General features: G+C 40.1%; 19 protein-coding genes. 2 read left to right on the forward strand and 17 right to left on the reverse strand.

All coding sequences use genetic code 11. The features are described 5' to 3' along the window. Window positions 1-6: 6 nt before the first annotated feature. The 10 genes from AC0TWI_RS17655 to AC0TWI_RS17700 all read right to left on the reverse strand — a co-directional run bounded on the left by AC0TWI_RS17655 (window position 7) and on the right by AC0TWI_RS17700 (window position 13,381). Window positions 7-732 carry a M48 family metallopeptidase gene (locus AC0TWI_RS17655; protein WP_488127658.1) on the reverse strand — a complete coding sequence of 242 codons (726 nt, stop codon included), beginning with the start codon at window positions 730-732 and terminating at the stop codon, window positions 7-9. A gap of 14 nt (window positions 733-746) precedes the next feature. Beyond that, a complete protein-coding gene (locus AC0TWI_RS17660) occupies window positions 747-3,854 on the reverse strand; it encodes a type I restriction endonuclease subunit R (RefSeq protein ID WP_488127659.1) in 3,108 nt (1,035 codons plus the stop codon). A gap of 44 nt (window positions 3,855-3,898) precedes the next feature. Further along, on the reverse strand, window positions 3,899-5,155 hold the full coding sequence (locus AC0TWI_RS17665; RefSeq protein ID WP_488127660.1) for a restriction endonuclease subunit S: 1,257 nt from the start codon (window positions 5,153-5,155) through the stop codon (window positions 3,899-3,901). Between the two features lie 80 nt (window positions 5,156-5,235). Further along, the gene (locus AC0TWI_RS17670) at window positions 5,236-6,228 is read right to left on the reverse strand and encodes a virulence RhuM family protein (protein ID WP_488127661.1); all 993 of its coding nucleotides are present in this window, start codon (window positions 6,226-6,228) and stop codon (window positions 5,236-5,238) included. A gap of 114 nt (window positions 6,229-6,342) precedes the next feature. Continuing rightward, window positions 6,343-7,872 carry a type I restriction-modification system subunit M gene (locus tag AC0TWI_RS17675; protein WP_205180322.1) on the reverse strand — a complete coding sequence of 510 codons (1,530 nt, stop codon included), beginning with the start codon at window positions 7,870-7,872 and terminating at the stop codon, window positions 6,343-6,345. After that, window positions 7,869-8,465 (reverse strand): restriction endonuclease subunit S domain-containing protein, encoded by a 597-nt coding sequence (locus AC0TWI_RS17680; protein WP_488127662.1) that lies wholly within the window; start codon window positions 8,463-8,465, stop codon window positions 7,869-7,871. The genes AC0TWI_RS17675 and AC0TWI_RS17680 overlap by 4 nt, the downstream gene beginning before the upstream one ends. A 134-nt stretch (window positions 8,466-8,599) precedes the next feature. Further along, window positions 8,600-9,691, reverse strand: coding sequence for a hypothetical protein (locus AC0TWI_RS17685; protein ID WP_488127663.1), 1,092 nt, complete (start codon window positions 9,689-9,691; stop codon window positions 8,600-8,602). Between the two features lie 381 nt (window positions 9,692-10,072). Further along, window positions 10,073-10,507 carry a helix-turn-helix domain-containing protein gene (locus tag AC0TWI_RS17690; protein WP_205180078.1) on the reverse strand — a complete coding sequence of 145 codons (435 nt, stop codon included), beginning with the start codon at window positions 10,505-10,507 and terminating at the stop codon, window positions 10,073-10,075. A 204-nt stretch (window positions 10,508-10,711) separates the two neighbouring features. Further along, the gene (locus AC0TWI_RS17695; RefSeq protein ID WP_205180077.1) at window positions 10,712-12,106 is read right to left on the reverse strand and encodes a DUF2971 domain-containing protein; all 1,395 of its coding nucleotides are present in this window, start codon (window positions 12,104-12,106) and stop codon (window positions 10,712-10,714) included. Window positions 12,107-12,391: 285 nt separating this feature from the next. Further along, a complete protein-coding gene (locus AC0TWI_RS17700; protein WP_488127664.1) occupies window positions 12,392-13,381 on the reverse strand; it encodes a hypothetical protein in 990 nt (329 codons plus the stop codon). Window positions 13,382-14,163: 782 nt separating this feature from the next. On the opposite strand from AC0TWI_RS17700, the gene AC0TWI_RS17705 reads away from it, so the two are divergent. Together AC0TWI_RS17705 and AC0TWI_RS17710 are read left to right on the forward strand one after the other, a co-directional pair. Beyond that, window positions 14,164-15,666, forward strand: a complete 1,503-nt coding sequence (locus AC0TWI_RS17705) for a recombinase family protein (RefSeq protein ID WP_307257376.1) — start codon at window positions 14,164-14,166, stop codon at window positions 15,664-15,666. An 82-nt stretch (window positions 15,667-15,748) separates the two neighbouring features. After that, window positions 15,749-17,503 carry a recombinase family protein gene (locus AC0TWI_RS17710; protein ID WP_488127665.1) on the forward strand — a complete coding sequence of 585 codons (1,755 nt, stop codon included), beginning with the start codon at window positions 15,749-15,751 and terminating at the stop codon, window positions 17,501-17,503. Here AC0TWI_RS17710 and rlmH read toward each other — a convergent pair. From rlmH to walK, 7 genes are all read right to left on the reverse strand, one after another. After that, window positions 17,405-17,884 (reverse strand): 23S rRNA (pseudouridine(1915)-N(3))-methyltransferase RlmH, encoded by a 480-nt coding sequence (gene rlmH / locus AC0TWI_RS17715; RefSeq protein WP_488127666.1) that lies wholly within the window; start codon window positions 17,882-17,884, stop codon window positions 17,405-17,407. The genes AC0TWI_RS17710 and rlmH overlap by 99 nt on opposite strands. Before the next feature lie 107 nt (window positions 17,885-17,991). Then, a complete protein-coding gene (locus AC0TWI_RS17720; RefSeq protein WP_488127667.1) occupies window positions 17,992-18,150 on the reverse strand; it encodes a CxxH/CxxC protein in 159 nt (52 codons plus the stop codon). Between the two features lie 197 nt (window positions 18,151-18,347). Continuing rightward, window positions 18,348-19,571, reverse strand: a complete 1,224-nt coding sequence (locus AC0TWI_RS17725) for a S1C family serine protease (RefSeq protein ID WP_488127668.1) — start codon at window positions 19,569-19,571, stop codon at window positions 18,348-18,350. A 257-nt stretch (window positions 19,572-19,828) separates the two neighbouring features. After that, the gene (locus AC0TWI_RS17730) at window positions 19,829-20,623 is read right to left on the reverse strand and encodes an MBL fold metallo-hydrolase (RefSeq protein WP_488127669.1); all 795 of its coding nucleotides are present in this window, start codon (window positions 20,621-20,623) and stop codon (window positions 19,829-19,831) included. A gap of 5 nt (window positions 20,624-20,628) precedes the next feature. After that, window positions 20,629-21,441, reverse strand: a complete 813-nt coding sequence (locus tag AC0TWI_RS17735) for a two-component system regulatory protein YycI (protein ID WP_488127670.1) — start codon at window positions 21,439-21,441, stop codon at window positions 20,629-20,631. Then, on the reverse strand, window positions 21,428-22,747 hold the full coding sequence (locus tag AC0TWI_RS17740) for a YycH family regulatory protein (RefSeq protein ID WP_488127671.1): 1,320 nt from the start codon (window positions 22,745-22,747) through the stop codon (window positions 21,428-21,430). The genes AC0TWI_RS17735 and AC0TWI_RS17740 overlap by 14 nt, the downstream gene beginning before the upstream one ends. After that, entirely contained in the window at window positions 22,744-24,570 is a 1,827-nt protein-coding gene (walK, locus tag AC0TWI_RS17745; RefSeq protein ID WP_488127672.1) for a cell wall metabolism sensor histidine kinase WalK, read from the reverse strand. The genes AC0TWI_RS17740 and walK overlap by 4 nt, the downstream gene beginning before the upstream one ends. Between the last annotated feature and the right edge of the window lie 4 nt (window positions 24,571-24,574).

The raw sequence follows: 24,574 nt of genomic DNA on the forward strand, positions 1-24,574 counted from the left end.
GTGTTGTTAAAGTTCTTGGACAATCTCTTCGTCGAGTATGGCTTTCCGCTTCTGCCAGTCAGGCATAAGCGTGAACAGCATGTTGTAGAAGTTATCGCTGTGATCGTTATATTTAAAATGAATCAGCTCATGTAAAACAACATAGTCAATACAATGCTTAGGAGCTTTTATCAGCTCTATATTAAGAAGTATGGTGTTTTTTTCAATTAACGCTGATCCCCAGCGTGCTTTCATTGTTCGAAAGTCCAAAGATGGCTTTCCTACCCCGTATTTCTGCATACTCTCACTCATTTTATCGAGGGACTGCTGAAATATTATTTGTGCTTTTTCACGATACCAGTCAGCCATCAGCTTTTCTTTTCGTTGAAAGTTTTGCAGGTCTTTCACATATAAGTAAATAAAACCTCGAAAATACTTGACCATTTCCTCTTCTGCCGTCTTTTCGACCCGCAGGCGGTATTGCTTCCCTAAATAGCGAAAAGATTCTCCGCTTACATATTCCCGTTCACTTCGCTTATGTGGCATGACTTCCTCGAAAGTTTTTACGTTCTTAACAATCCATGCCCCTTTGCTTTTCACAAAATCATAGATAAAGTCAAGTGGCACTTTTTCATTCGCTGATACTTGAATCGTCATATCAGGCTTGATGTTTAAATTGATATTTTTTACGTTTTTCCGTTCGATAGTAAAGTCAATTCGTTTATTGCTGTAGGAGATTTGATGTCTTTCCATGTTGTTCACAACCCTTAGTAACGTCTGATCGCTACTGTTTTGATTTGTTCAATCACCTTATCAATCGTATCATAATCAAGCTTGACACCCTGTTCTTTTGAAAAGTCGTATAAAAGGTCATCCAAGTCTTGTGCGATCCGATTGTGTATTTGCAGGTTATTGTGCCAATCTACCTTTTGATGTTGTTTGATAATTTCATCCATCTTCAAAGCTAATTCGCCAAGAAGGTCCTCTCCGTAACTTGCGGGTGTTTCCTTCGTTTCAGATAATATCTCTTTAGTCACGCCGTAAAAAGCTTGTGCATCTATATTTTCTTTAATGACGCTTGGATAGTCCTCTTTAGATTCACCAGTCCGATAATCATTCATAATATCTTTCATCTTGTTTAAGTATTCCGCTTCGGAAATCCGCTTATCCTTATACTCCTGAATCGCTTCCTGAATCCGCTCAGAAAACTTCTTATAATAAGCGGGGTTTTCATCCCATTTTGCATGGACACTTTTCGTTAGACGGGTCCGTATTGCATCTGCTTTAGCACGTTTCGATTCCAAACGCTCCAGTTCCTCCTCAAACTGCTTTTCATTGAGGATATCAACTGGGTTTGTTATACGAATGACTTGTTCAGCAGAGATATATTGATCCATTAGTTTTTGCATTTTCGCTTCATATTCTTTATGATCAATCGTATCCGAATAACGTAACTTCACGCTTTTTCGTAGTTCTTGAAAAAACTTCAAGTCCCTTTTGTATGTGGTAAGTTCTTCTGGCTGTAATGCATTATAGATTCGTTCGGATTCCAATGCGATAGCAAGGTTGCGGCCGAACTGGCTTAGTGTATCATAAAACGTTTCTCTTTTTTCCTCGTCTTCTAACAATACCTCATACTCTTCTACATCTCGTTTATTTCTAATAGAAGAGAAGAGTTGTATTAAGTCAGAATGGTGCTGTCTAAGTGAACCAATTACACTAATAACATCATGGATTGCACCTTTTAAATCAGATGGATCGAAGTTTTCCAAGCCTGCCCCTGAATACATTTGTAAAGCTTCATCCAGCTTAGATAAAAGCCCTCGGTAATCAATGATTAGACCGTAGTCTTTGCCTTCATACAAACGATTCACCCTGGCAATCGCCTGCAGTAGCGTGTGTTCTTTCATTGGCTTATCAATATATAAAATTGACGCTCGTGGTGCATCAAAACCAGTTAATAGCTTATCCACAACAATAAGTAAATCAATATCGTCACCATGTATAAACTCATCTTTGATTGCATCTTCATAGTCTTCTGCCGTTCCATAACGATTCATCATCCGTTGCCAGAAACGTTGGATTTTGTTATTTGATTCCTCATCTATCGCATCATGACCTTCCCTTTGGTCAGGAGGTGAGATAACGACAGCACAGTTTAAATCGCCCAGCTCTTCAAAAGCTTCCAAATAACGAATGGCTTCCATTTTGCTGTTGGTTGCAAGCATTGCTTTAAACTGTGAACCTTGTGTTTTGTAATTGCGATAAAAATGTTCATTAATATCAAAAGCAATCATACTAATGCGTTGATCAGATGAGGCAATTCGTTCAAAATGACTCCATTTCTTCATTACTTCATCCTTTTGTTTATCATTCAGATGACGAGTTATCATTGAAAGTCGGTTATCAATCGCTGTTTTGTTGACCGTTTGATCAACCATTTTCCCTTCATACAGCAACGGAACAATTGCACGATCTTTTACGCCATCTGCAATTGTGTATTTATGAATGAGCTTACCGAATTTAATCATTGTGCTTTTTTCTTTTATCATCAGGGGTGTTCCTGTAAAGCCTAAGTAGCAGGCATAAGGGAACACTTTTTTCATTTTAATGTGCAATTCTCCATATTGGCTTCTGTGCGATTCATCGACAAGTACAAAGATGTCTCTTGATTCAATTGGCTGTTGTTTTGTTGATGCCGTATCGAATTTATGCACTAATGTCGTGACTATATCAGCATTCCCATCTTTAATCAGCGAAACTAAATGACTTCCAGATGTGGCTCTACTTGCTTTTAATCTCGTGTGATTAAACGTTTTGTGAATTTGCTTATCCAGTTCTACCCTGTCTGTTACGACAATAATTTTAGGGTGGTAGTCATTTAATTCCGACAAAATATAACGAGCAAGCATGACCATTGTTAGCGATTTACCTGACCCCTGGGTGTGCCAGATAACCCCGCTCTGTCGATTACCGCTTTCATCTCGCTCCTGGATTGTTTTCAATATTTCCTTAATCGCAAAATATTGCTGATAACGAGTCACCTTTTTTATGTCTTTATCAAATAGCGTAAAGAAACAAGTCAATTCCAGCAGACGCTCTGGGTGAAACAAGGAAATGATGTTTTTGTCTTGCATCGTTGGTAAGCGACCTGAAACAGTCTGATCTAACCATTGGTCGAGCCATGTTTCCTGCTCTTCCTTCCAAACAGACCAGAATTTCTTCGGAGTTCCACAAGTCGCATATTTCGTTTCGTTTTTATTCGTCGACATGACAATCTGTATAAACTTAAACAATTGCGGGGCATAATCGTTTTTTTGGTTACGTATCATTTGGCTAATGCCTTGTTCCATCGAAATTGATGCTTTTTTGCACTCGATAACTGAAAAAGGTATACCATTGACAAATAAAACGATATCAGGGCGAACAGTCCCCCTACCATCAACCCGCTCTACAGAAAACTCCTCAACGATATGAAAATCATTGTTCTCGATATTTTCCCAATCAATGAATTGAATCGTAAATGACTTTTTAGAACCATCAGGCAGAAATTCGGTGTACGTTCTTCCTAACATCAATGTTTCATAAATGCTCTCATTCGCCTTTACAAGCCCGTTTGTCAGTGGTTCATCTAAATCACGCATAGCTTGTTGGATATTTGTATCGCTAAACTTATACGTGACACCTTTATACTGATAGGAGTTTAACTCTTTCAGTTTCTCTTCCAATACCGTTTTCAGCAAAACACTATAAAGATTCTCACGCATTGCTTCAGCTCGTTCTGCCTCTATGTATTGATATCCTAAGCCTTCCAATACCTCGATTGCAGGCTGTTGACTAATCGTACGTTCATCATAATTTTGTGGGATTGACATCTTTCCACCTCCATTTTTGGGAATTAAGGAACGGAGCAAAGGCATTACACCTTTACTCGGACTTTTCCTGTAAGAAGAAGTTGCATGAGACCTTGTTTTTGTTGTTTTAAATAAACTATTTCTTTCTCTTGTAAATTAATTGATCGGTCAATTTGATTCAATGTTTTTGATATTTTCTTTTGTTCATCTAAAGATGGTATTTTAAATTTAAAGTTTTCAATCTGCCTACTACTAATGTTTGGTTGTGCACCAGTTGCTAATTCTTCTTTTAACTGTAGTTTAAACATTGATGACATTATCAATTGATATAGAAAACTATAATCTAATTTACTTTTATCAAGGTTTACAAATTTCCCTACTCGTTGGTTCAGATATGCTATTTCTCTTTTTTTATAAAGTCCAACCTTTCCTGTTGTTGCTCCTGACATAGCAATTAATATATCTCCAAAGTTAACTTTGAAACTATCAGAAATTCCGATCTCATCATAGTATACAAAATCTTGATTAGTTTCTATTATCTCAGGGTCAATATTGGAAATTCGAATAATTGGTATACCTTGTTGCACAAATTCAGCAGATTTAAAAGCATATCCACCTTGGAGTTTAGTAAGATTTCCTAACCTAACCTGTTGCCATCTCCCTGCAAACCCAGGCAATCTCACTTCACCAGTCAGCAACTTCTGCATTAACCCTTTTTTCTGCTCTTTTTTCTGCTCGATTAGCTTTTCTTTTAGCTCAATTGCCTTATCCCAAGTGGAGAGGATGGAGGCGATTTTTTGTTGTTCAGTTTTTTTCGGTATTGGTATTTCGGTATTTCTCACCTGTTCCAAACTTATTTGAGGATATGCTAATCCAGTTTTTATTACATTATAGTAATTTCTTACGTTAATTTGATTCAGCCAGTGATAAATAAAGTCTCTACTTATTTCACCTTTTTTAACTCTTATTCTTGCAACGTGTTGATTGATATTACCTTCATCTATGGCCTCAGGTATGATTGCTACCTTTCCAACATCACCAGTAATGGAAATTAAAATATCACCTTTTTGAATTTTCGACCTATTTAATGCATCATGAGCCTCTTTACTAATATATTGAAAATCACCATATACAAATTTCCCTTCTTTAATGCAATCGCTCTTAAAGAAAGGTATGCCTTCTTCCTCCCACTGAAAACCATAAGTCGTAGGGGTTGTACCCTTTGTAATAAATTCAGTAATTCCACTTAGTTTTGTTACTTCCCAATCCAAAGGGATGGATCCTATACCTTTTATTTTTTTTTCTTTAGACGTTGTTAGCATTTTCTCACCTACAATTCATCTCTTTTTTACTTTGTAACACTTTTCTACTTCAAAATTTCTTACTCGAAATTTCCTCTTCTCTACAACCGCTTTTTTTGCTCCAAAAATTGATCAAAATCGTCTTTCTTCGGCTCTGCTAATCGCTGTTGATGAAACTCTTCATATTGTTCATTCGCAAATTTCTCTGCAACTTTTGCTTTAATCTTCCCAGCATTCGTTAAAATTTCATGCTCATTGAACTCTAAAAACGCATCTAATCTTTCTGCCCAGTCTTTCATATACATCGGCTTTTTCTTTTTCGCTTGAGATTCTGCATAATCTAAGTACATTGTCACGATGCGGTTTAAATCACTTAGTTCTTCCTGTGATAAATAGTTTTTCGCTACTACGACATCTTGCTTACGTACTTTATCGCCTTTCCAACTCGTTAACCCCATATTTGGTTTTGATGCATCTGCCCGCTTCATGATCAGTTCGGAAGCGGTATGCCCATGAATCGCAAAGTGTAACTTATTCTGAACGGTTGCAAAGAACTCTCTTGCAATAGGTGTACTTGGATCGTAATCAATAGATGTTGCATAAATATCTGTGATCTTTTGGTAGAAACGTCTTTCAGAAGCACGTATATCACGTATGCGTTCCAATAATTCATCAAAATAATCCGCACCGATATTCCGCATTTCCTTTAGGCGTTCATCATCCATTGTAAATCCTTTTACCATGTATTCATTTAGACGCTCTGTAGCCCATTGACGGAATTGTGTACCACGATGGGAACGAACACGATAACCTACTGCAATAATCATTTCAAGATTGTAAAACGCAACCTCTCGCTCCACTTCACGAGAACCTTCAACTTGAACTATTCGGTTTTTCCGAATAGTTGCCTCCTCTGTTAACTCACCTTCAGCATATATATTTTTTATATGCTCGTTAATGGTTGGGACACCCTTTTGAAAAAGCTCCGCCATTGCTTTTTGTGTCATCCAGACCGTTTCCCCTTCCAAACGTACCTGGATTTTTGTATCTCCATTTTCAGTTTGATACATTAAAAAATTCGATTCATTATTCATGTCAACACCTCGTTTCTTTAAAAGTAGGATGATGAATAAAGATTAAACACCCCTTGCCAGACCATTTTGCCAACATCAGCAAAATGGTCTAAACCTGTATAGGGGAAGCAAATTCTACAACCCTAACTCCTGCAAATACTTCTCCATCTGTTCTTCCACTTCTGCAAGCTCCTGTTTAATGTTCTGAATATTTTCTTTCACTTGTGCCATATCAACAGGCTCTTCTTCTTCAAATGTGTCCACGTAGCGAGGAATATTCAAGTTATAGTCATTTTCCTTAATTTCATCTAACGTAGCGACATACGAGTATTTATCAATTGTTTCCCAGTTGTCATATGTTTCTACAATTTTAGCAATATCCTGTTCTCTTAATTGGTTTTGGTTCTTTCCTTTTTCATAATTTCCTTCCGCAGACGCATCAATGAAAAGCACATCTTTGCGAGTACGGTTCTTTTTGAATACAAGAATACACGCAGGGATTCCAGTCCCATAGAACAACCCTTCTGGTAGTCCGATTACAGCATCCAGCAAGTTCATCTCAATGATTTGCTGACGGATTTTCCCTTCGCTTGCACCCCTGAACAATACTCCATGAGGCAATATCGTAGACATTCTGCCATTTTCCGCCAACGAATAGAGCATGTGCTGAACGAAAGCATAATCTCCTTTTGAACTTGGTGGAACACCCCATTCAAAACGTCTATGCGGATCTAAACTTGCATCCATTTTAAATTTACTGTCCGTATTGCCTTCACCTGCAAAGCCCATTGCCCACTTATCTAATGAAAATGGCGGATTTGCTACGATTGCTTGGAATTTCATCAACTTTCCATCCTCTAAATGAAGTGGATTTGCTAATGTATCACCCCACTCAATTTTTGCATCATCAATCCCATGCAAATACATATTCATCAATGCTAATGAATGTGTTGCCCCGTTGCGTTCTTGACCATAGATAGCCACTTTCTTATTCGGCACTTGGTTTGCGACACGTATAAGAAGAGAGCCAGATCCGCAGGTAGGGTCATAAATACGATCATTTTCTTCAGGTTTGACAAGGCGTGCTAACAATTCTGAAGCCATTGACGGCGTGTAAAATTCTCCGCCCTTCTTACCTGCATCTGATGCAAAACGTTCAATCATGTATTGGTAAGCATCACCAATGACATCTTCATTTCCTACGACTGATGGTTTTAATGTAAGCTTATTAAAATCCTCCAATAAGGAACGCAACATTGCATTACGTTCTGTTGCCCTACCGAGAACTGCTTCGCTGTTAAAATCAATATTACGGAACACGCCACGAAGTTTGCCTGTATTTTCGTTCTCAAGCCGTTCCAATGCTTTGTTGATGATTTCACCAATCTCAGCATCATTGCGTTTGCTATACAAGTAATCAAATGTAGACTGTTCATCTAACACAAATCGCTCTCTTGATAACGCACGCTGAATCCGTTGTTCATCACCATCATAACGCTTTGTATATTCTTCTAAATGCTCCTTATACGCATCACTCAGATACTTGATGAACAGCATTGTCAGTATATAATCTTTATATGTACTGGAATCTACCTTTCCTCTAAATGTATCGGCCGCTTGCCATAGTACACCGTTAATTTGGTCTTTTGTCACTTTTTCACTCATGATATATCCTCCTTCATTTCACCTTTTATCATTTTCTTTGTTAATGCTGTGAACCATTTCTCTTTTTCTTCAATCAGTTGTGAATACAATAGCTTTTCTTTTTGATGCAGATTATATAGATTCACTATTGCCTGTTGCTTTGTTAATGGGATTCCTACTATCGGGATCGCACTTAATGCTGTTTTATTTGTACTTGGAATACGGGTTCCCGCTTGTGAACGTTCCAGCTCTTTTTTGACTTCATCCGTATTCAAGTACCATGCGATATACTCTGGTAAAAACTTATGGGAATCTACTTTAATAATAGCAAAGTATGATGGGACTAACAGACCTGTCGTTGCCTCATTAATGTGAATCGCAGTATGGGGGAAGCTTAGCCTGATTAATACATCCCCGATCCCTGTGAAGTGTTGAGGATTTAATACATCATTGCTTTGGAATTCTTCAAACGGCTCATCATTCAATATTCCATTTTCAGTAATATTTTTTAACGTGATTAGTCGATAAGTAGCTTTCACATCTTTTGGAAACTCCGCCTTTTTCCTCGTTAATACCATACCTGTTTTGATTTCAGCAATCTCGCCAAGTAACATATTGCACCTCCGTTCATTTGTTAAATCCTTTATTTAAAATATGTTAAATTGAATATATAACAAAATGGATTTTAAATCAACCTTATTTTTCTTGAAAAAAAACCTCGTGTATTTCACACAAGGTTCTCTCCCAATTAGCAATATAAAAAGCAATCTGCCATGTCCTCTTGCTTTATTCGGTAGCTGTCTTCGGTTTCATATACGTCTTCAATCATTATCGGCTGTTGGTGGTGTAACTTTCTTTCTTCCTTAATTATATAGTGATCGGCTTCATATGATATTTCTTTTTTCCCATATGTGTAAGGGCAGAAAAACAAAATAAATTTCTCAAATACTTCGGCAATCATTTCAAAAGTTTCATATAATGAATCCATTGGTTCAAAGTAAATACCAATTTTTCTATTATCAAATTGAATATCAGGATGTACCTTATTTTGGATTGACGGCTTATGTTGTAAAAATGATTCGTACCAATCTATTCTTTGCTTTTCAAAATACAGCTCTACAAATGCAAGTGACTTTGCATTTTTCCATGAGCATCTAAATAGCAAACCACTTTGTCCTGCTCCGACTGTTAGCGTATAATCGTTTAAATTCATTTTCTTGTCGTAATGAAAGTTTAAATAGAATGGTATACGCTCACGAAGAACAACTAACATCGCTCTTTTAACGTCTTCCAGTCGTGACATATCGAATTGCGGTGCGAATGATAAAGCACGCCCAGCATGTAGCGGATGAATGTTTTCAACCGTATATTCCACAGTTAAAAGCTGTTTGATTTCGCTCAATTGCACCATGTTTTCATATACTTCAAGCTTGTACATTCGGTTTAACTGCTCTAAAACTTCAATAGCTAAAGGATTAATGGAAACTGCATAAAAATCTGTATAGTGGAAGTTATTGTTGTCGATCCAATTGGTAAGATCTTTTAATATTTCTTCATCGAATGATAACGCCAGCCATACGATGATCCCCTCTTGATTAGCCATTACCATCTTTTTGATTCTTTCCAAATAGGAACGGTTGGCTTTAGTTAATTGGATTTCCATATAAACAGGGATTCTTCGCTTTACATCTATCCCTATTAAATCAATGTTGCGATTGGCATGTCTTTGTTCCAATGAGATATAGCTTAATTCAAATCCTAATAGAGCTTGCCAGCCTTGATAGAAATCCTTTAAATAAATTGCAAAAATTGACTCCTTGTTGCTTCCGTTTTTGCTCATAATTCCATACCTCCTACATTTGTTTTATATTTTTGTCATTTATTTTTTACAAAAAAAAGCACCTACCATTTCTTCTCTGGTAAGTGCTGATTTTTTTCGTACATACTTTTCAAAGGTGATAAATGATCGTCTCATTTCCCATTCAACCCTTTCATTTAATCAGATTATAAAAGAGAATATTTATTCTTGTCAAACGAATTTGGTAGTTATATAACATGTATATATCAATTGCATATGTTATCTATAACCTTATAGACATTTATCCAATATTCTTGGTGTTATTGCCCTAACCGTATACATACATAATATTGATACTGTATTTACTTTATACATATACCATATGTACAACGGAAAACCATCACTGGCTCCGTTGATGATGAATCACGATTCTTTCAACTCGCAAATTAACATTCCAATTTTCTTCAATGAATCCATCAAAAGTTCAACTGGTGTTGCTTCTGTTTCTAATGCCTCCTGGATGATATCCAATAGCACTTCCTTTTGATCAGCAGTTAACTGTTTGCCTCCAAACTCTATTTCATTGGTAAAAAACAATTCTTCCAATGAAAGTGGTTCATTTGTATCCTTTGCATCTAATCCAAGCAGAACATTAACATCTACGTCAAGTCCTTCTGCAATGTGTTGAAGTACCGAGAATGTAGGTGTCTTTCGTTCACCACGCTCAAGCCTGTTTAAATATGAAGGCGTAACGTTACTTCGATCTGCTAATTGTTGCAATGAATAACCTTTAGCTAACCGAAGTTTTTTCAGCAACTTTGCAAAATCATCATTCAATTGTTTTCTACCTTTTCCCATTTCCATCTGCTCCTTTTTTGATTTTTTCCATCTGGAAATCCTCATTTATTGATCGGAAGATCTTTATCATTATAGATTGGGAAAAGGGTTTGATAACTTCACTTTGGGTAGTAGATTAAGAATCTGATACTCAAATTAAAAAGAAGTAGAGTGAATATAACTCGCCCAACTTCTTTTTAATGCATATTTTTATACTTGATAAAGTTATAGTTTTAAAGAGAGAATTTTCCTTGTATCCATTTCCTGTTTTATATTTGAATATGCCATTTCGTAAAAATCAAACTGTTTTCTACCTTCTTTTTTACACTTCTCATTTACTATCTCGATAATCTTTATTCTATCTTCTTTTGGTGTGTTAATTCCAAATATAATAGCTTCTAAATCTTCGAAGTTGTATTCGAGCAGTCTATCTTTTGATTCACTGAACATTTCAAGAACACTACTCAAGATTATACGATATTCCCTCTCATGTGACCACGCAGGTAACTTATTCAAATATGCTGTTTCGAAGGACTCCCAGTGCCTACCCCTCCATTCTTCTTTATTTGAAAACAAATGTTCACTACAAATACTTCGCTCCCCTTTTTCATTTGTATACCATTGTCTTTCTAAATGACCGACTGGTAGTCTTCCAATATTTCTAAAGAAATCTAATTCGTCAAATTCATTGGAGTAAATCATCTTTTTTAATGGAAATTCTACTGTTCCATATGTATTTCCTGATGATGAAAATCCTGTAATTGTTTTTAATTTTAGTGTAGGTTTTTCTTGGTCTTTTATTTTGTACTTTAAACAAACCCCCCTATGATTATCCCCATAAGTCCCCCAAATAGACGAATTTGTACAATTATCCATAAAGCAAGCTATATACGCTTCTGGATAAGTTAAGGCTTTTATCGCTTCTATATACATCTGTGGAAATTCAACATATATATTCTGCATTTTAATTGAACTATTTAATTTAATGATATGTTGAAAATCCATTTCTTTCATGACTTCATGCACTGCTTTCATTAAATGTTCATACATTTCTTGACCGTCAGGTAATTCACTTATTTTTTCCCAAATCGTAAAGAAAGCATCTGCCTGCTCATTATCACTTTTTAATTCATTAATATCTCCTGATGTTGGAATAAATCCATGTTTAGCATCTACTTCAAAAACAGCATTTAATGCGTATCTAAATAAAAATTTTAAATGAACATACAGCTCTTCCGAATAAATTTTGTATGGATTTTTGATGATAAAACTTAGATAGGATTGAACAAAACGATTGGAAAAGAATACTTCGTATACTTCCTGAATACGTTCCCTATATAAATCTGTTGGCAAATTTTCTAAACTTTTATAGATTGGAATGTCGTCTTTTGTTATCTGTTCATTTTCTTCAGTTAATCTTGCCAGTGTAACTACATGCTCTAAGCATAGAAGATAATGCTTTAGCAAATTTCTCCACACAATTTCGTCTCCCCGCCAGAAATATCGACGCATTCCTTCCATTGGATCATTTAGTTGTTCAGGGTGTGCAAAGTATATCTGCTGTTTTTGTAACTCTTGAAATTCCCCGATTAAGTTTGACACAGTTCTAAACCTATACATCACCATCCGCCTTTCCTTCACTTCTTAAAGTTGATCAATTATTATTGTTTTAACTATTATTTCTTCTATTATATTGAAACTTCAATGTTTGGATTTTTAAATAAAAAGAACCACCCGAAGCCTGGAAAGCGGAGTGGTTCTAACATGGATCTACTTATTGCCGTACTGAACTTCAAGTTCATGTTCAGCAATGTTACACGATACTCACAATATCGTGCTTACCTACTATTATAACCATGAGTGACCATACATCAACTATAACTCTCCAAAAAACTTGAAACTGTTTTACCATAAAATATTATCCAGGGGATTGCTTAAAGTTGTTGGTGCTTTTGGGTAATTTTTTGGGATGGGAATTGGATTGATGCCAAGTTGACTCAACTTTTTCAGGCGGTTTCGAAATGTGGAGTCTGTCATGGATTTTAACGGAGTATCAATGCTGTGAGAAGAGACTTGTTTCAAAAATCCAATCAGCTTATTTTTATTGGAATCAGTGAGGGGGGATTTTCGTATTCGTTTTCGTGCTTCCTCTAACTTATAAAAATCTCCAGCGTGGTAAATGGGAGACATATATTTACGGAAATAATCTCGATAAACTTCTTCTTTCATATATTCCTTTAATTTCTTAGGCCGACTATTCCCTTTGTCCTTTCTTGCCATATAATTAATATGATCTTGTAAAATCCGTACTTCAAATCTTAATACGTTTTTTTCATACTCCTGGATTTCTTCCTTTTTGAACATTCGTTCTTCTTCTTTAGAATAAACTACAGCTTGTACCGATTTAGATGAATGATAAACTGTCGTTTCATACTTTTGAAAGACACCTTCTGCATCAAGCTTACCTATATACTTTTTTTGATAACGATGTGATTTAGTAAGCTTCTGATACAAGTGGAGCAGAAGCTCTCGGTGGTGCTTTTCCTTTACAATCACATCGTATCGGTAATCAATTCTTTGCAAAATATGATGTTTGAAATGCGAAAAATGTCTAAAGAGAATCCAAAGAATATTTTTTATCTCTTGTTCTATTAAAGGATAGTCATCTTCCGTCAGATCAGACTTACCAAGAAGAAGAATCGCATCTATGAACATATATAATTTCCATTGTCCGTTCCCTTTGTTTGAAATATGAATAGTGACTCCTTTGAACCTACCGCCATAGTGATCAGCGAAGTAATCATTCAAATGCCTGTAGTAAATATTAAACCTCTTTTGTAAATCCATCACTTCATAGTATTCGATAGGGAAAAACAACTTAATTGTATGAATCACCTTCTCCACCTCCAAGTGAATCTTGGGAGGCTGGAACCCTTTGTACACCAAGGGTTTACTGTTACATTTTTGCACCCAGCCCCACTATATTTATCCTTCCTTGCCCCCAAAATCAAATGGGCTACTGACAATATAGCGAAGAAGTCAAGTTGAAATAAATAGGTTTTATGTTCGAGCTGGTTCGAGCTGTTGATTCCATTAATTGTTGTAACACTCAATTAACTATTGACATTAGGCAAAATATTTCTTATTATATTTTATAGAATTTTTTATATAACATATTTTGATAGATTATAGACTGTTTTACTTAGATACATGAACAATTCAATAGGTGTATTTGTTTCAAGGGGAGGAGTACGCCCTCTTGCTTAACTACCTATTGTGATTTTTTGTATATCTAAGTAATGCAGTCTTTTTGTTTTTATGCTGAAAGTGAATAATGTTAGTTTATTATCGCCTCCTCCTTACTTTAATACTTTAGCAAACGAAACCTCAGACACATTTGCTATTTACTTTTTTTCATAGACTCCTATAATCTGAGTTGTAAATGTCATAACCTCTTTGACGACGCACTATCCCCGAAACAAAACCCCGAAAGAAAGGAAGATTCATTTGCAAAACAACTATATCTTTGACTTCGACACCCATTATAAAGAACTGATTTTTGGTGAAAAAGATAAACAAAAAATAAAGGCAAATAACTTTCTACACCTACTTGTGGATTTGATTATCGACAATCTCGATGAATATCAAAAGACAACAGAAAGAAAGGAGAAAGTATCTTGAAAAAAGCAGTTGGTTATTTAAGGGTAAGTACAGATATTCAACTTGATGGCTATTCTATTCCTAAGCAAGATCGGGAAGTAAGAAGACATTGCGAGTATGCCAATTTTGAATTACTGAAAATCTACAATGAGGGATCAGGTTCTGGATCTTCTATAAAAGAAAGACCTGAATTTAGGCAACTTCTTCATGACGTTCTTTCTAATGAGAAGGAATCTATCTATATTGTTGTATGGAAGCTGGATCGGTTTGCTCGTAATTTGAAAGAAGCAATGTGTTTATTAGATGAAATCCACAAAAAGGGTCACTACTTGGTTAGTATTTCTGAAGGAATTAACACTGAAACGGAGGGATCTATACTTTTACTCCAGGTTTTATTTGCAATGGCAGAGAACGAACGACGGAACATTTTATTCCATTGTAAAAATGGAATGAAAGAACGTGCGGAAAAGGGCCTTTTTAACGGCGGAAGGGTGTTTGGTTATTCTTCTACACCTGCAAAGAAGCTTCAAATTAATGAAGCTGAAGCGAAAATTGTTAGATTTATTTTTGATAGGTATGTGGTAGATGGATGGGGATATAAAAAAATCGCCTCCTATCTGAATAACCATTATACTTCGGATGAAGATAATTCAAGAAGTTGGAGTATCTTTTCTATAAAATCAATCGTAACCAACCCTATTTACGCTGGTTTTATACGATGGGGTGAAAAAGGGAAAGAACGGAAAATTTACAAAGGGCAACACCACGCAATTATTAGTGAAGAGCAATGGTTTAAAGCACAAAGCTCTTATAGTAAACGTAGCTATCAGCCTGTTAAAATTCATAAGGGTTCATACTTTTTATCTGGTTTCCTTAAATGTCCAGAATGCAATTCTTCAATGGTTCAGCACAAATCATCAGGTGGCAAATATCTTTATTATCAATGCAGTCAAAATAAGAATAAAGGTTTATGTAAAGCAAATTTAATCAATAAAAACGATGCTGAACAGAAAGTCCTCACTGAACTATCCTCGAAATTAAAAGCCACCGAAATAAGAATATTCCTATCTTCGAAATTATCCTCCCAATTAAAGTTAGATATACAACCCAAACATGAGCAAATAAAATTCTTTAAAAAGCGATTAAAGGAATTACAAACAAATAAAAAGCAGTTATTCGATTTATTTTACAAACAGATAATTGACGAAGACGCATTTTCCGATCAACTTAGTCATTTACAAAGTTCCGAGAGGGATATCAATGATAAACTAAAAAGAGTGGAATCAAGCATTGAATTAGAAAATAATTTGAATGTAGGGTTAATTGTTAATAACATTTTAGATAACTTTGAACAGTTTTTTCAGTCATTAGATGATATAAAGAAAAAGGAGCTATTGAAGGAAATCATTCAAGATATTCAAGTTACAACCGTTCCCCTTGGGAAAAAGAGAGTGAAAAGGGTCGTGAAACAAATCAATTATCACTTTGAAATAAATTCTATTTCAAAACTTGTGTCATAATATAATTTCTCTGTTGGGAAAGAGAACATTCTTTCCCTTTTTCTTTTTCCATTATACACTGTTATCGAAAGGAGGCATTTTAATGAATGAAATAAAACGAGTCGCAATTTATTGTCGTGTCTCTACGGAAGAGCAGGCAACAGAGGGTTACAGTATTACAGCTCAACTACAAACCCTTCGCAATTATGCAGGTCTGTATGGTTGGCAAGTGGTAAAAGAATATGTCGATGAAGGGGTCAGTGGTAAAAACATTTCAGGTCGCCCCGCTATGCAACAATTGGTGGTTGACGTGGAGAAAGATGAGTTCGATGCCGTTCTTGTTTGGAAAATCTCTCGGCTATCCCGTAACATGTTAGATACACTGACTGTGCTGGATAAGTTTGAAGAAAATAGTGTTAAATTTATCTCTTACTCAGAGAACTTTGACACTGGAAGTCCCATCGGCCGACTTGTTGTGCAATTAATGGCTTCCATTGCCGAAATGGAACGCAATACACTGTCAGAAAATGTAAAACTTGGCATGAAACAGCGTGCTTTGGAAGGGTCCTGGAACGGCGGGGTCTGCTTTGGCTACGATTCTGTTAAAAAGGAACTTGTTATCAATGAAAAAGAAGCAAAAGTTGTACAACTTATCTATGAGCTATACCTTTCAGGAAAAGGATTAAAAGCAATTGCAAACCACTTAAACAAGCATGGCTTTCGGACAAAAAGAAACAGATACTTTTCTATCAATGGGGTCGCTCAAATATTAGATAATCCCATTTATGTTGGAAAGATCAGTTGGCTTAAAGTTGAAAACTGGGATACAAAGCGACGGAAAGGTAAAAATCCCAATCCTATTCTTGTAGATGGCAAACACGAAGCCATTATTACCGAGGAACTTTGGCATTTGGTGCAAGCCAGAAGAAAGAGCAAGTCATTTAAGCAACGCCAATCAAATGAGCCGTTTTTATTAAGTAGTCTTCTTCGTTGTCCTGACTGTGGGCAAGGTATGGTTCCTTCTATTACTACCTATACACGCAAAGATGGGACAAAACGAAAACATCGTTATTATGTCTGTTCTGACTTCCATAATAAAGGGTCATCTGCCTGTAGATCTAATGGTATCAAAGCATATGAAGCGGAAAATCAAGTGTTTGAGCGAATTGTAAATTTCCTTGCCAACAAGGAATACTTCGTCTCAACAATTCAATCTTTAAATAAGCAATCTGTTCACTCCATTTCCGTACTTAAGAGGGATTTAGAACAAATTGAAAAGAAACTAATAGACATACAACAGCTTCAAGAAAAGTATTTAGAAGCATTTGAACAAAACCTTTTCCCTGTTGCCATCCTACAAGAACGACTTCAACAGGTTGCGAAAGAAAAAATGCAATTGGAACAAAAGAAAAATGAACTCAGTACACAACTAAGTTCATCTGATGCAAAAGTCATACCACATGAATTGGTTCACTTTCTATTAGAAAAGTTTTTAGAAGTCTATCAACACTCTTCAAGAGAAGGAAAAAAGCAGTTGCTCCAGCTACTCGTAGATAAAATTTCAATACGACAACTGGAGAATCGTTCAAGAACTATTCATCAGGTTCAACTGGATTTCGATTTTACGGAGATCAATATATCGAAGACGTTTACACTGATACATCTATTGTTTCGTGAAACTGATAATGAAGTTGCATTTTCCCAACCCTTACCCGCTTCCGACAACAAAATACCACCATATCTACATCTTTTTTTGCCTCTATTTGTGGTACGGTTCCCCCCTATTAATTCGAAAAGCCCGATACACTTGCTCCACCAATATCAGCCTCATCAGCTGGTGCGGGAATGTCATCTTTGAAAATGACAGCTTCTCGTCTGCACGGGCCAGCACTTCATCGCTCAAGCCGAGTGACCCGCCGATCACAAACGTGACCTTGCTCTTGCCGTACGTTGCCAGGCGATCCATTCCTTCTGCGAGCTGTTCAGATGTTTTCATTCCTCCTTCGATGGCGAGGGCAATGACGTGGGCGTCAGCGGAGATTTTGGCGAGGATGCGATCGCCTTCTTTGCGTTTCACTTGTTCCATTTCGACGGGGCTCAGGATTTCCGGGGCTTTTTCGTCGGGGACTTCGATGATTTCCATTTTGGCGTAGGCTTGCAGCCGCTTCATGTATTCTTCGATTCCTTGCTTTAGGTATTTCTCTTTCAGCTTGCCGACGGTGACGATGGAAATGTTCATAATTTTCCCCTTCCTTTTACAAACAGATTACACACAGGTTACAAACAACTTATACACAATTGTTATCCACATATCCACATTAACCGTCCACATTTAGTGGGCGAATATTAGTTCCCCACAATATATATCGCTTCGTTTTTGCAGTATTCACAGGGTGTGGATAAGTCACTGTCCTTTTTCACCTCTTCCAATGTCGGTGCTTTTCCATGTTCATCGACGATGACATTCAATGCCAATCCTACGTGTTCTTTGCAGCAATAAATCATGTGAAACCCTCTTCCTTATGCGTTTTATTCAATATCCTCCTTCGAGGATTTTCCACTTGTTTTCAGCTGGATCCCAGACTCTTTTCCGCTTGGAAAAATGCTCTCTTTCTGTCTAGGTTATCCACAACCTATTTTACCATATATACGCAAAGAGCGGGAAAGCTTCATCAGCTCTCCCGCTCTTCGTTATCCACAATTCACATTCTTGTTTCGTCTGTCAGTTTCACTTCTGCTTCGTTCGCTTTGCCAGCTCTGTAATATTTGACCTTCATCGTGTCGCCGACCTGTTTCTTGTTATATAGGTATTTCCTCAGTTCAATCACATCGGTCACGTCGTTGCCGTCAAGCTGGACAATGACATCAAGCTCGCGCAGTCCCGCTTTTTCAGCCGGAGAATTCGGAACGACCTTCTCAATCATGATACCGTCATTTACATCACTCGGCAGCTTCAATGTCTGCTGCTGGTGGTAGGCGGATATCTCTTCGACGTTGCGGAGTGTCACACCCATCGCCGGGCGTTTCACTTCCCCGTATTTCTCAAGGTCCTCGATAATCGGCACGACCGAGTTGATCGGAATCGAGAAACCAATTCCCTCTACGGCGCTCTGGGCAATCTTCATCGAGTTGATGCCGACGACCTGGCCGCCGATGTTAACAAGCGCCCCGCCGCTGTTGCCCGGGTTGATGGCAGCATCCGTTTGGATGACCTCAGCTTGCCAGTCAGGGACATTGTCGCCATTGATGTCGACAGGGACAGTCCGATTGACGCCCGAGATGATCCCTTCCGTTACCGAACCGGAGAATTGAAGCCCGAGCGGATTCCCGATCGCCATGACAGGCTCGCCGATTTTCAATGCGTCCGAGTCACCAAATTCGGAAATCTGCTCATCCTTGATCCCTTTCGCGCTCATCTCAACGACCGCTAGGTCGGTCCAGACGTCGCTTCCTCTCGTCTTTGCCGTCACCTTCGTTCCGTCGGCAAGCGTCACTTCAAGCTGCGTCGCCCCTTCGACAACGTGATGGTTCGTTACAACATAGACGGTGTCGCCGGCCTTCTTATAGATTACGCCAGAGCCGACACCAACCTCCTGTGACTGCTCTTGGTTAGCGGACCAGAAGTTTGTATTCTGGATGTTCGTGATGCCGACGACGCTCTTACCTGCCTTCTCTACCGCTTTCGTCACATCCGTTGTCACATTGAGAGAGACGTTTTTCGTCTGGGTTGCATTTGTGCCATTGTTATTCGTCTCGACTGTTGTATCCGATGCTGTATTATTCCTGCCTCCAAGCAGATTCGGGAAGATCATTCCGATGAGCAATGCACCGATGATCCCGCCGATCAGCCCGGAGAAAAATCCAGACCGCCATCCTCCGCGCTTTTGCTGATAGCGATTTGGACTATGGTCATCATAGTAGCCCACTTGCATCCATCCTTTCCATTGTCTTTTCCACTCACCTTCCGCATATCCGCTTCGGCTGTGCCGCTATGTACGGCTTCCTATCCACGTATACATATCCTTTAGTCTGTCTTCTCTTGCCATTATTATAATCCGGCGCAGGAAAAAGCGTAAAAGTTTTGCTCTCCTTCCGTGAAAAATAAAAAAAGATGAAAACAAGCGGCCGCAACAGCCGCTTGCCTTCATCTTCTTTACCATTCCTCTTGCCGGGTTAAACATCATCAAACAGCGGTGAGCGTCGTAGGGCTGCCGGGGTCGGTGTCAAACAGGTCGAACTGTGAGCCGACCGGCTTGTCCTTTTGCTCAAGCGTCTGAAATACGCTCATCCGGGCGAGGTCCTTCATGTTGTTGTCGCGGCTGAGGTGGGCGAGGTAGACTCGCTTCGTGTTGTCGCCGATCACTTCGCTCATCGCAAGTGCTGCATCTTCATTGGAGACATGGCCGACATCACTCAGGATCCGCCTCTTCACGTTCCACGGATACCGTCCCATCCGGAGCATGCCGACATCATGGTTGCTTTCAAACACATACATATCGGCATTGCTGATGATCCCTTTCATCCGGTCGCTCACGTAGCCAGTATCAGTGATCAGGACGAGTTTTTTCCCTTCATGGTGGAACACATAAAACATCGGTTCTGCCGCATCATGGGAGACGCCGAACGATTCGATGCTGAGTGCGCCGAATGATTTCACCGTCTCCATCCCGAAGATGAACTTCTGCTCTGCTGCGATTTCGCCAGTCAGGCCGTCCATCGCCTTCCATGTTTTTTCATTGGCGTAAATCGGCAGTTTGTATTTCCGGGCCATGACGCCGAGGCCCTTTATATGGTCGCTATGTTCATGGGTGACAAGAATACCGTCCAGGTCTTTCGGGTCTTTGCCGATCTGCTCGAACAAGCCGCCGATCTGTTTGCAGCTTAAGCCTGCATCGACGAGAAAGGAATGTTCAGGTGTTTCCACATAGATGGCATTGCCCGAGCTCCCGCTTGCCAGGACGCTGAATTGCATAGACATTCATTTCACTCCAGTTGTTTTTTTTCCGAGTTGGCGGATGCTTGGATGATTTGTCCTTCAATGGCATTGACAAGCATACTGCTCTCTTCGCCATCATGCTCGATCACGAAGTGCCATGTCGGCGTCAGTACCTGGGTCGCTTCCATGCTGACGAGTGTATAGTAGCCGAGCTCCGCTTTCACGATTTCACTGTCAGCCTTGAGCAGCCCGCGCTTGTACATTACTTCGAGTGCGCGGATGGCCGGGAGCACTTCCTCTTTGTCATTGATCGGTTCGATCGTCTCCAGATCCAGCATCGTCTGTGTATAGGAATCTACTTCATCGTTTTCATTCAAGTAAAACACAAGGTGGGCACTTCGGTTCATGAAGAACAGCTTGTCCTTGAATTTCTGGTAATACGTAATCGTGCCCTCTTCTTCATTATAATTCCAAAAACCGTATTGGTCTCCATTTAATACTTCGGTTTTTACAAAATTATTCAGTTCTGTGTAATCCCTTTTTTCACCGAGGAAAATCGGACTTTTCAGCGTGGAGTGGATCGTGTTATCGGACTCGAGCTCGGCCCGCTGATGCTTCAGGCCGGATAATTCCTTCTCGGTGAACTTTTTAATATTGGCGTTCATGTACTGGTCTCGAGCTGTTTCCTTCGGGAGCTCCCTGATTTCGATGTTGTCCGCTTTCAGCTTCTCTTCAAACGTGACGTCGGTCTTCACCTCAAACTGGTTCGTCCGCAGCTTGTTCATGAATTGGGTTAGCAGAAACACGTCCAGGATGAGGAAGGCGATGATGAAAATGGATTTAATTCTACTCCAGTCCATTGTCAATCCTCCCCTTCTCTTCCGGCATGACACGGAGCCACGAGCCTGCGTATAAGTAATACCAGGCCGGCTCCAAGGTCAATACTTTCGGATTGTCCTCGGCCCTTCCCAATTTATAGCCAATGGCCATGTCCTGCAGCATTTCAGGCTTGAAATCCTCATCCCCGAGGAGTCGGTTCAGCACTTCCTCGCCTGAAGGCAGCTCCACATCTTTCATCAGAAACGCATTGTCGAGAGAGAAGTAAGGCCGTCTGTATTCATAGACTTCTTCTTTCCCCCAGGACTGGATGATTTCGGCCATCCCCTGGTCGTTAAAAACAGGGAACCCCTGATAATAGAGACGGAATACCGCCCTCCGCTTCTGGTGATCGACATTGAAATAGCGGTAATGATCGGTCCAGCCGCCATGCTCGTTGACAAAGTTGATGCTCTTCTTCAGCAGCTCCCCTGTCTCCATCGGCGGAAGCTGGTCCGCTTCCTGGCTCGGATTGACGTAGAAAAGCATATTCGTCAGGTAGTCGACCGTCAGCAGGCTGAAGCTGTCGGTGTACTGCTCACCATCCGCGAGATTAGCCTTGCGTACGATTGTCGGGTCTATGAACAAGGCCCTTTTGAATTTCTCCGGATCGATATAATCAGAGAAGTAATGATACTGCTTCAGCTCGATTTTGTCGCTCGGCAGGAAAAGAAACCGGCCGCCAGGCAATTCATGCCCTTGATAGGCTTGGTATGACGGTTTGGTCCGGCTGATGAACGAAGCAAAAGCGCTAAGTCGGTCTTTATTGATATGGCTTTCATAGACCTCCTCTTTCTCCGTCGACACGAAATAGACCGACCCGCTATCATTCGTATCAGCCGTCAGATTAATGACAATTTTATCGAATGAGATTGGGGGCGGATCTTTCATATCAGGATGGATGATGCTTTTGTACAATTCCAGCGGCACCAGATCGGGAAAAGAGAGCTCCACCCGGTTATCCGCTTGGGAGAGGGCCTGGATCTGTTTCGGGCTCTGGCTTTTCGGATCTCCGATGTCGTAAAATTTCCATCCTCCGATTTGCTGCAGAATGGCGCCGATTTGCTCCTCATTCACAGTGCCGAAATGCGCACCGTTCATATGGAACAGGACCTTGGACGGCTTGATAAGATTGACAGCATCCTCCTGATCGGAAATCAGGACCTCGTGGACATTCTCATTGTTATTCGGCTCATATTTCGGCTGATACGTCCAGATGCTCCATGTGAGCGCCAGGCTCACGATGACCAATATAGCCAGCACGATTGATTTTACCGTTTCGTATTTCATGACCAATCATCCTCTTGATTCGGGTCATAAGGCAAAGTGAAAATAATGGTCGTCCCTTTGCCCTCGACGCTTTTTGCCCAAATTTGACCGCCATGGGCGCCAATCATCTCTTTGGCGATCGCCAGGCCGAGGCCTGTGCCGCCAAGCTGGCGTGTCCTGGCCTTATCTACGCGGTAAAAGCGGTCGAAAATCTTTTCTACATTTTCTTTCGGAATGCCGATTCCCTGGTCGCTGATGCTCACTTCGATATGATCATCGAAGATCCGGATCTTGAAGGTCACCATCCCGCCTTCCGGAGAATACTTGAGCGCATTCGAAATGATATTGTCCAGCACCTGCGTCAGCTTGTCCTCATCCACTTCAATGAAGATGTCCTGGTCAGGGATAAAACGTTTGAAGGTGATTGCCTTCTCCTTCGTCATCTCAAAACGGTCAATGATATGATTGAAGAATTTCGGGAAGTTCACCCAGGAAGAGTTCAACTTATAATCCCGACTGTCCATCCTCGAAAGCTTGAGCAAGTCATTGACGAGCCGGATCATCCGCTCGGTCTCATTTTGCGTGACCTTGAGGAAACGCGGCCCGAGATCATCATCCTCGATCGCCCCTTCGGACAAGGCCTCAAGGTAGCTCCGCATCGTCGTCAGCGGTGTCCGCAGCTCATGCGAGACATTCGCCACGAATTCCCGCCTCTCGGAATCGAGCTTCTCCTGCTCGGTGATGTCATGGAGAACGGTGATCAGTCCGTTGACAAAGCCCGTCTCTCGCTGGACGATCGATATATTGGCCCGGAGGATATACGGTTCATCCTTCGTACTATAGTCGAGGATGAGCGACTCCTGTTCCTCCAGCAAATCTTCATACGTGTACTCGTCCTGCAAATCAAGCAGTTCGACGATTGGCTGGGAAATGACCGTTTCACGTGGAACATTCAGCATTTTTGCAGCCGGCTCGTTGATCAGGATGACACGGCCTTTCCTGTCAGTCGCAATTACGCCGTCTGTCATGTAGGAGAGGACGGAGGACAGCTTGCGTCTCTCCCCTTCTGTCATCGCCTGGGCTTCCTGCAGCTTCTTCGTCAGATGGTTAAAGGACGCGGCGAGCTGGCCAATTTCATCCTGGCCGTAGACCCGCACTTTACGCGAGAAGTTCCCTTTCGCCATCGCAGTCGCCTGGCGCTTCATATCGGCGATCGGACGGGTGATCGTCCGTGCCAGAAGCACTCCGAGCACTGCAGTGATCAGCATCGCGATCGCTGTTCCGGTAATGAAAATATTATTGATTTCTTCCATCTGTTCGAATACATTTTCTATCTTGGCGACAAGGTAAATGGCGCCCACAATTTCGCCGCCCGCTTTCACTGGCGAAGTCAGCACCCAAATCCGTTTCCCTGTAGATTCGTCGATAATGATTTTGTCTTCCTTTTCGCCGACGACGAGTGTTCTTTTTACCATACCGTCGGTTGTCTTCTGTCCGACAATTCCCTGGTTATTCGGATCGGACGTTCCGATGAACAGGCTTCTGTTGTTGATGATACGCACTTCGGAAATATCCGCAGCTGAAAAGTCGCGCAGCAGCTTTTGCACGTCTTCTTCAAGAGACGGCGTGTCGTCCGACGCCCGGTCCTTCATCAATTCCTCGCCGAGGTTGTACTCCAGCAGCGGAAGCCGCCCTTCAATTGCCGACTGGAAGTTCGTCACAAGCTGATCTTCCAGTTTCCTAACGAAATAGACACCGATGATCTGCATCGCGATCACGATCAGCAGCAAATAGATAAGGACGAACTTCAGGTGGATGGAACGGAAAAATCCTACCTTTTGCATGAGA

The sequence above is a fragment of the Lederbergia sp. B243.17 genome (genome assembly GCF_057657925.1).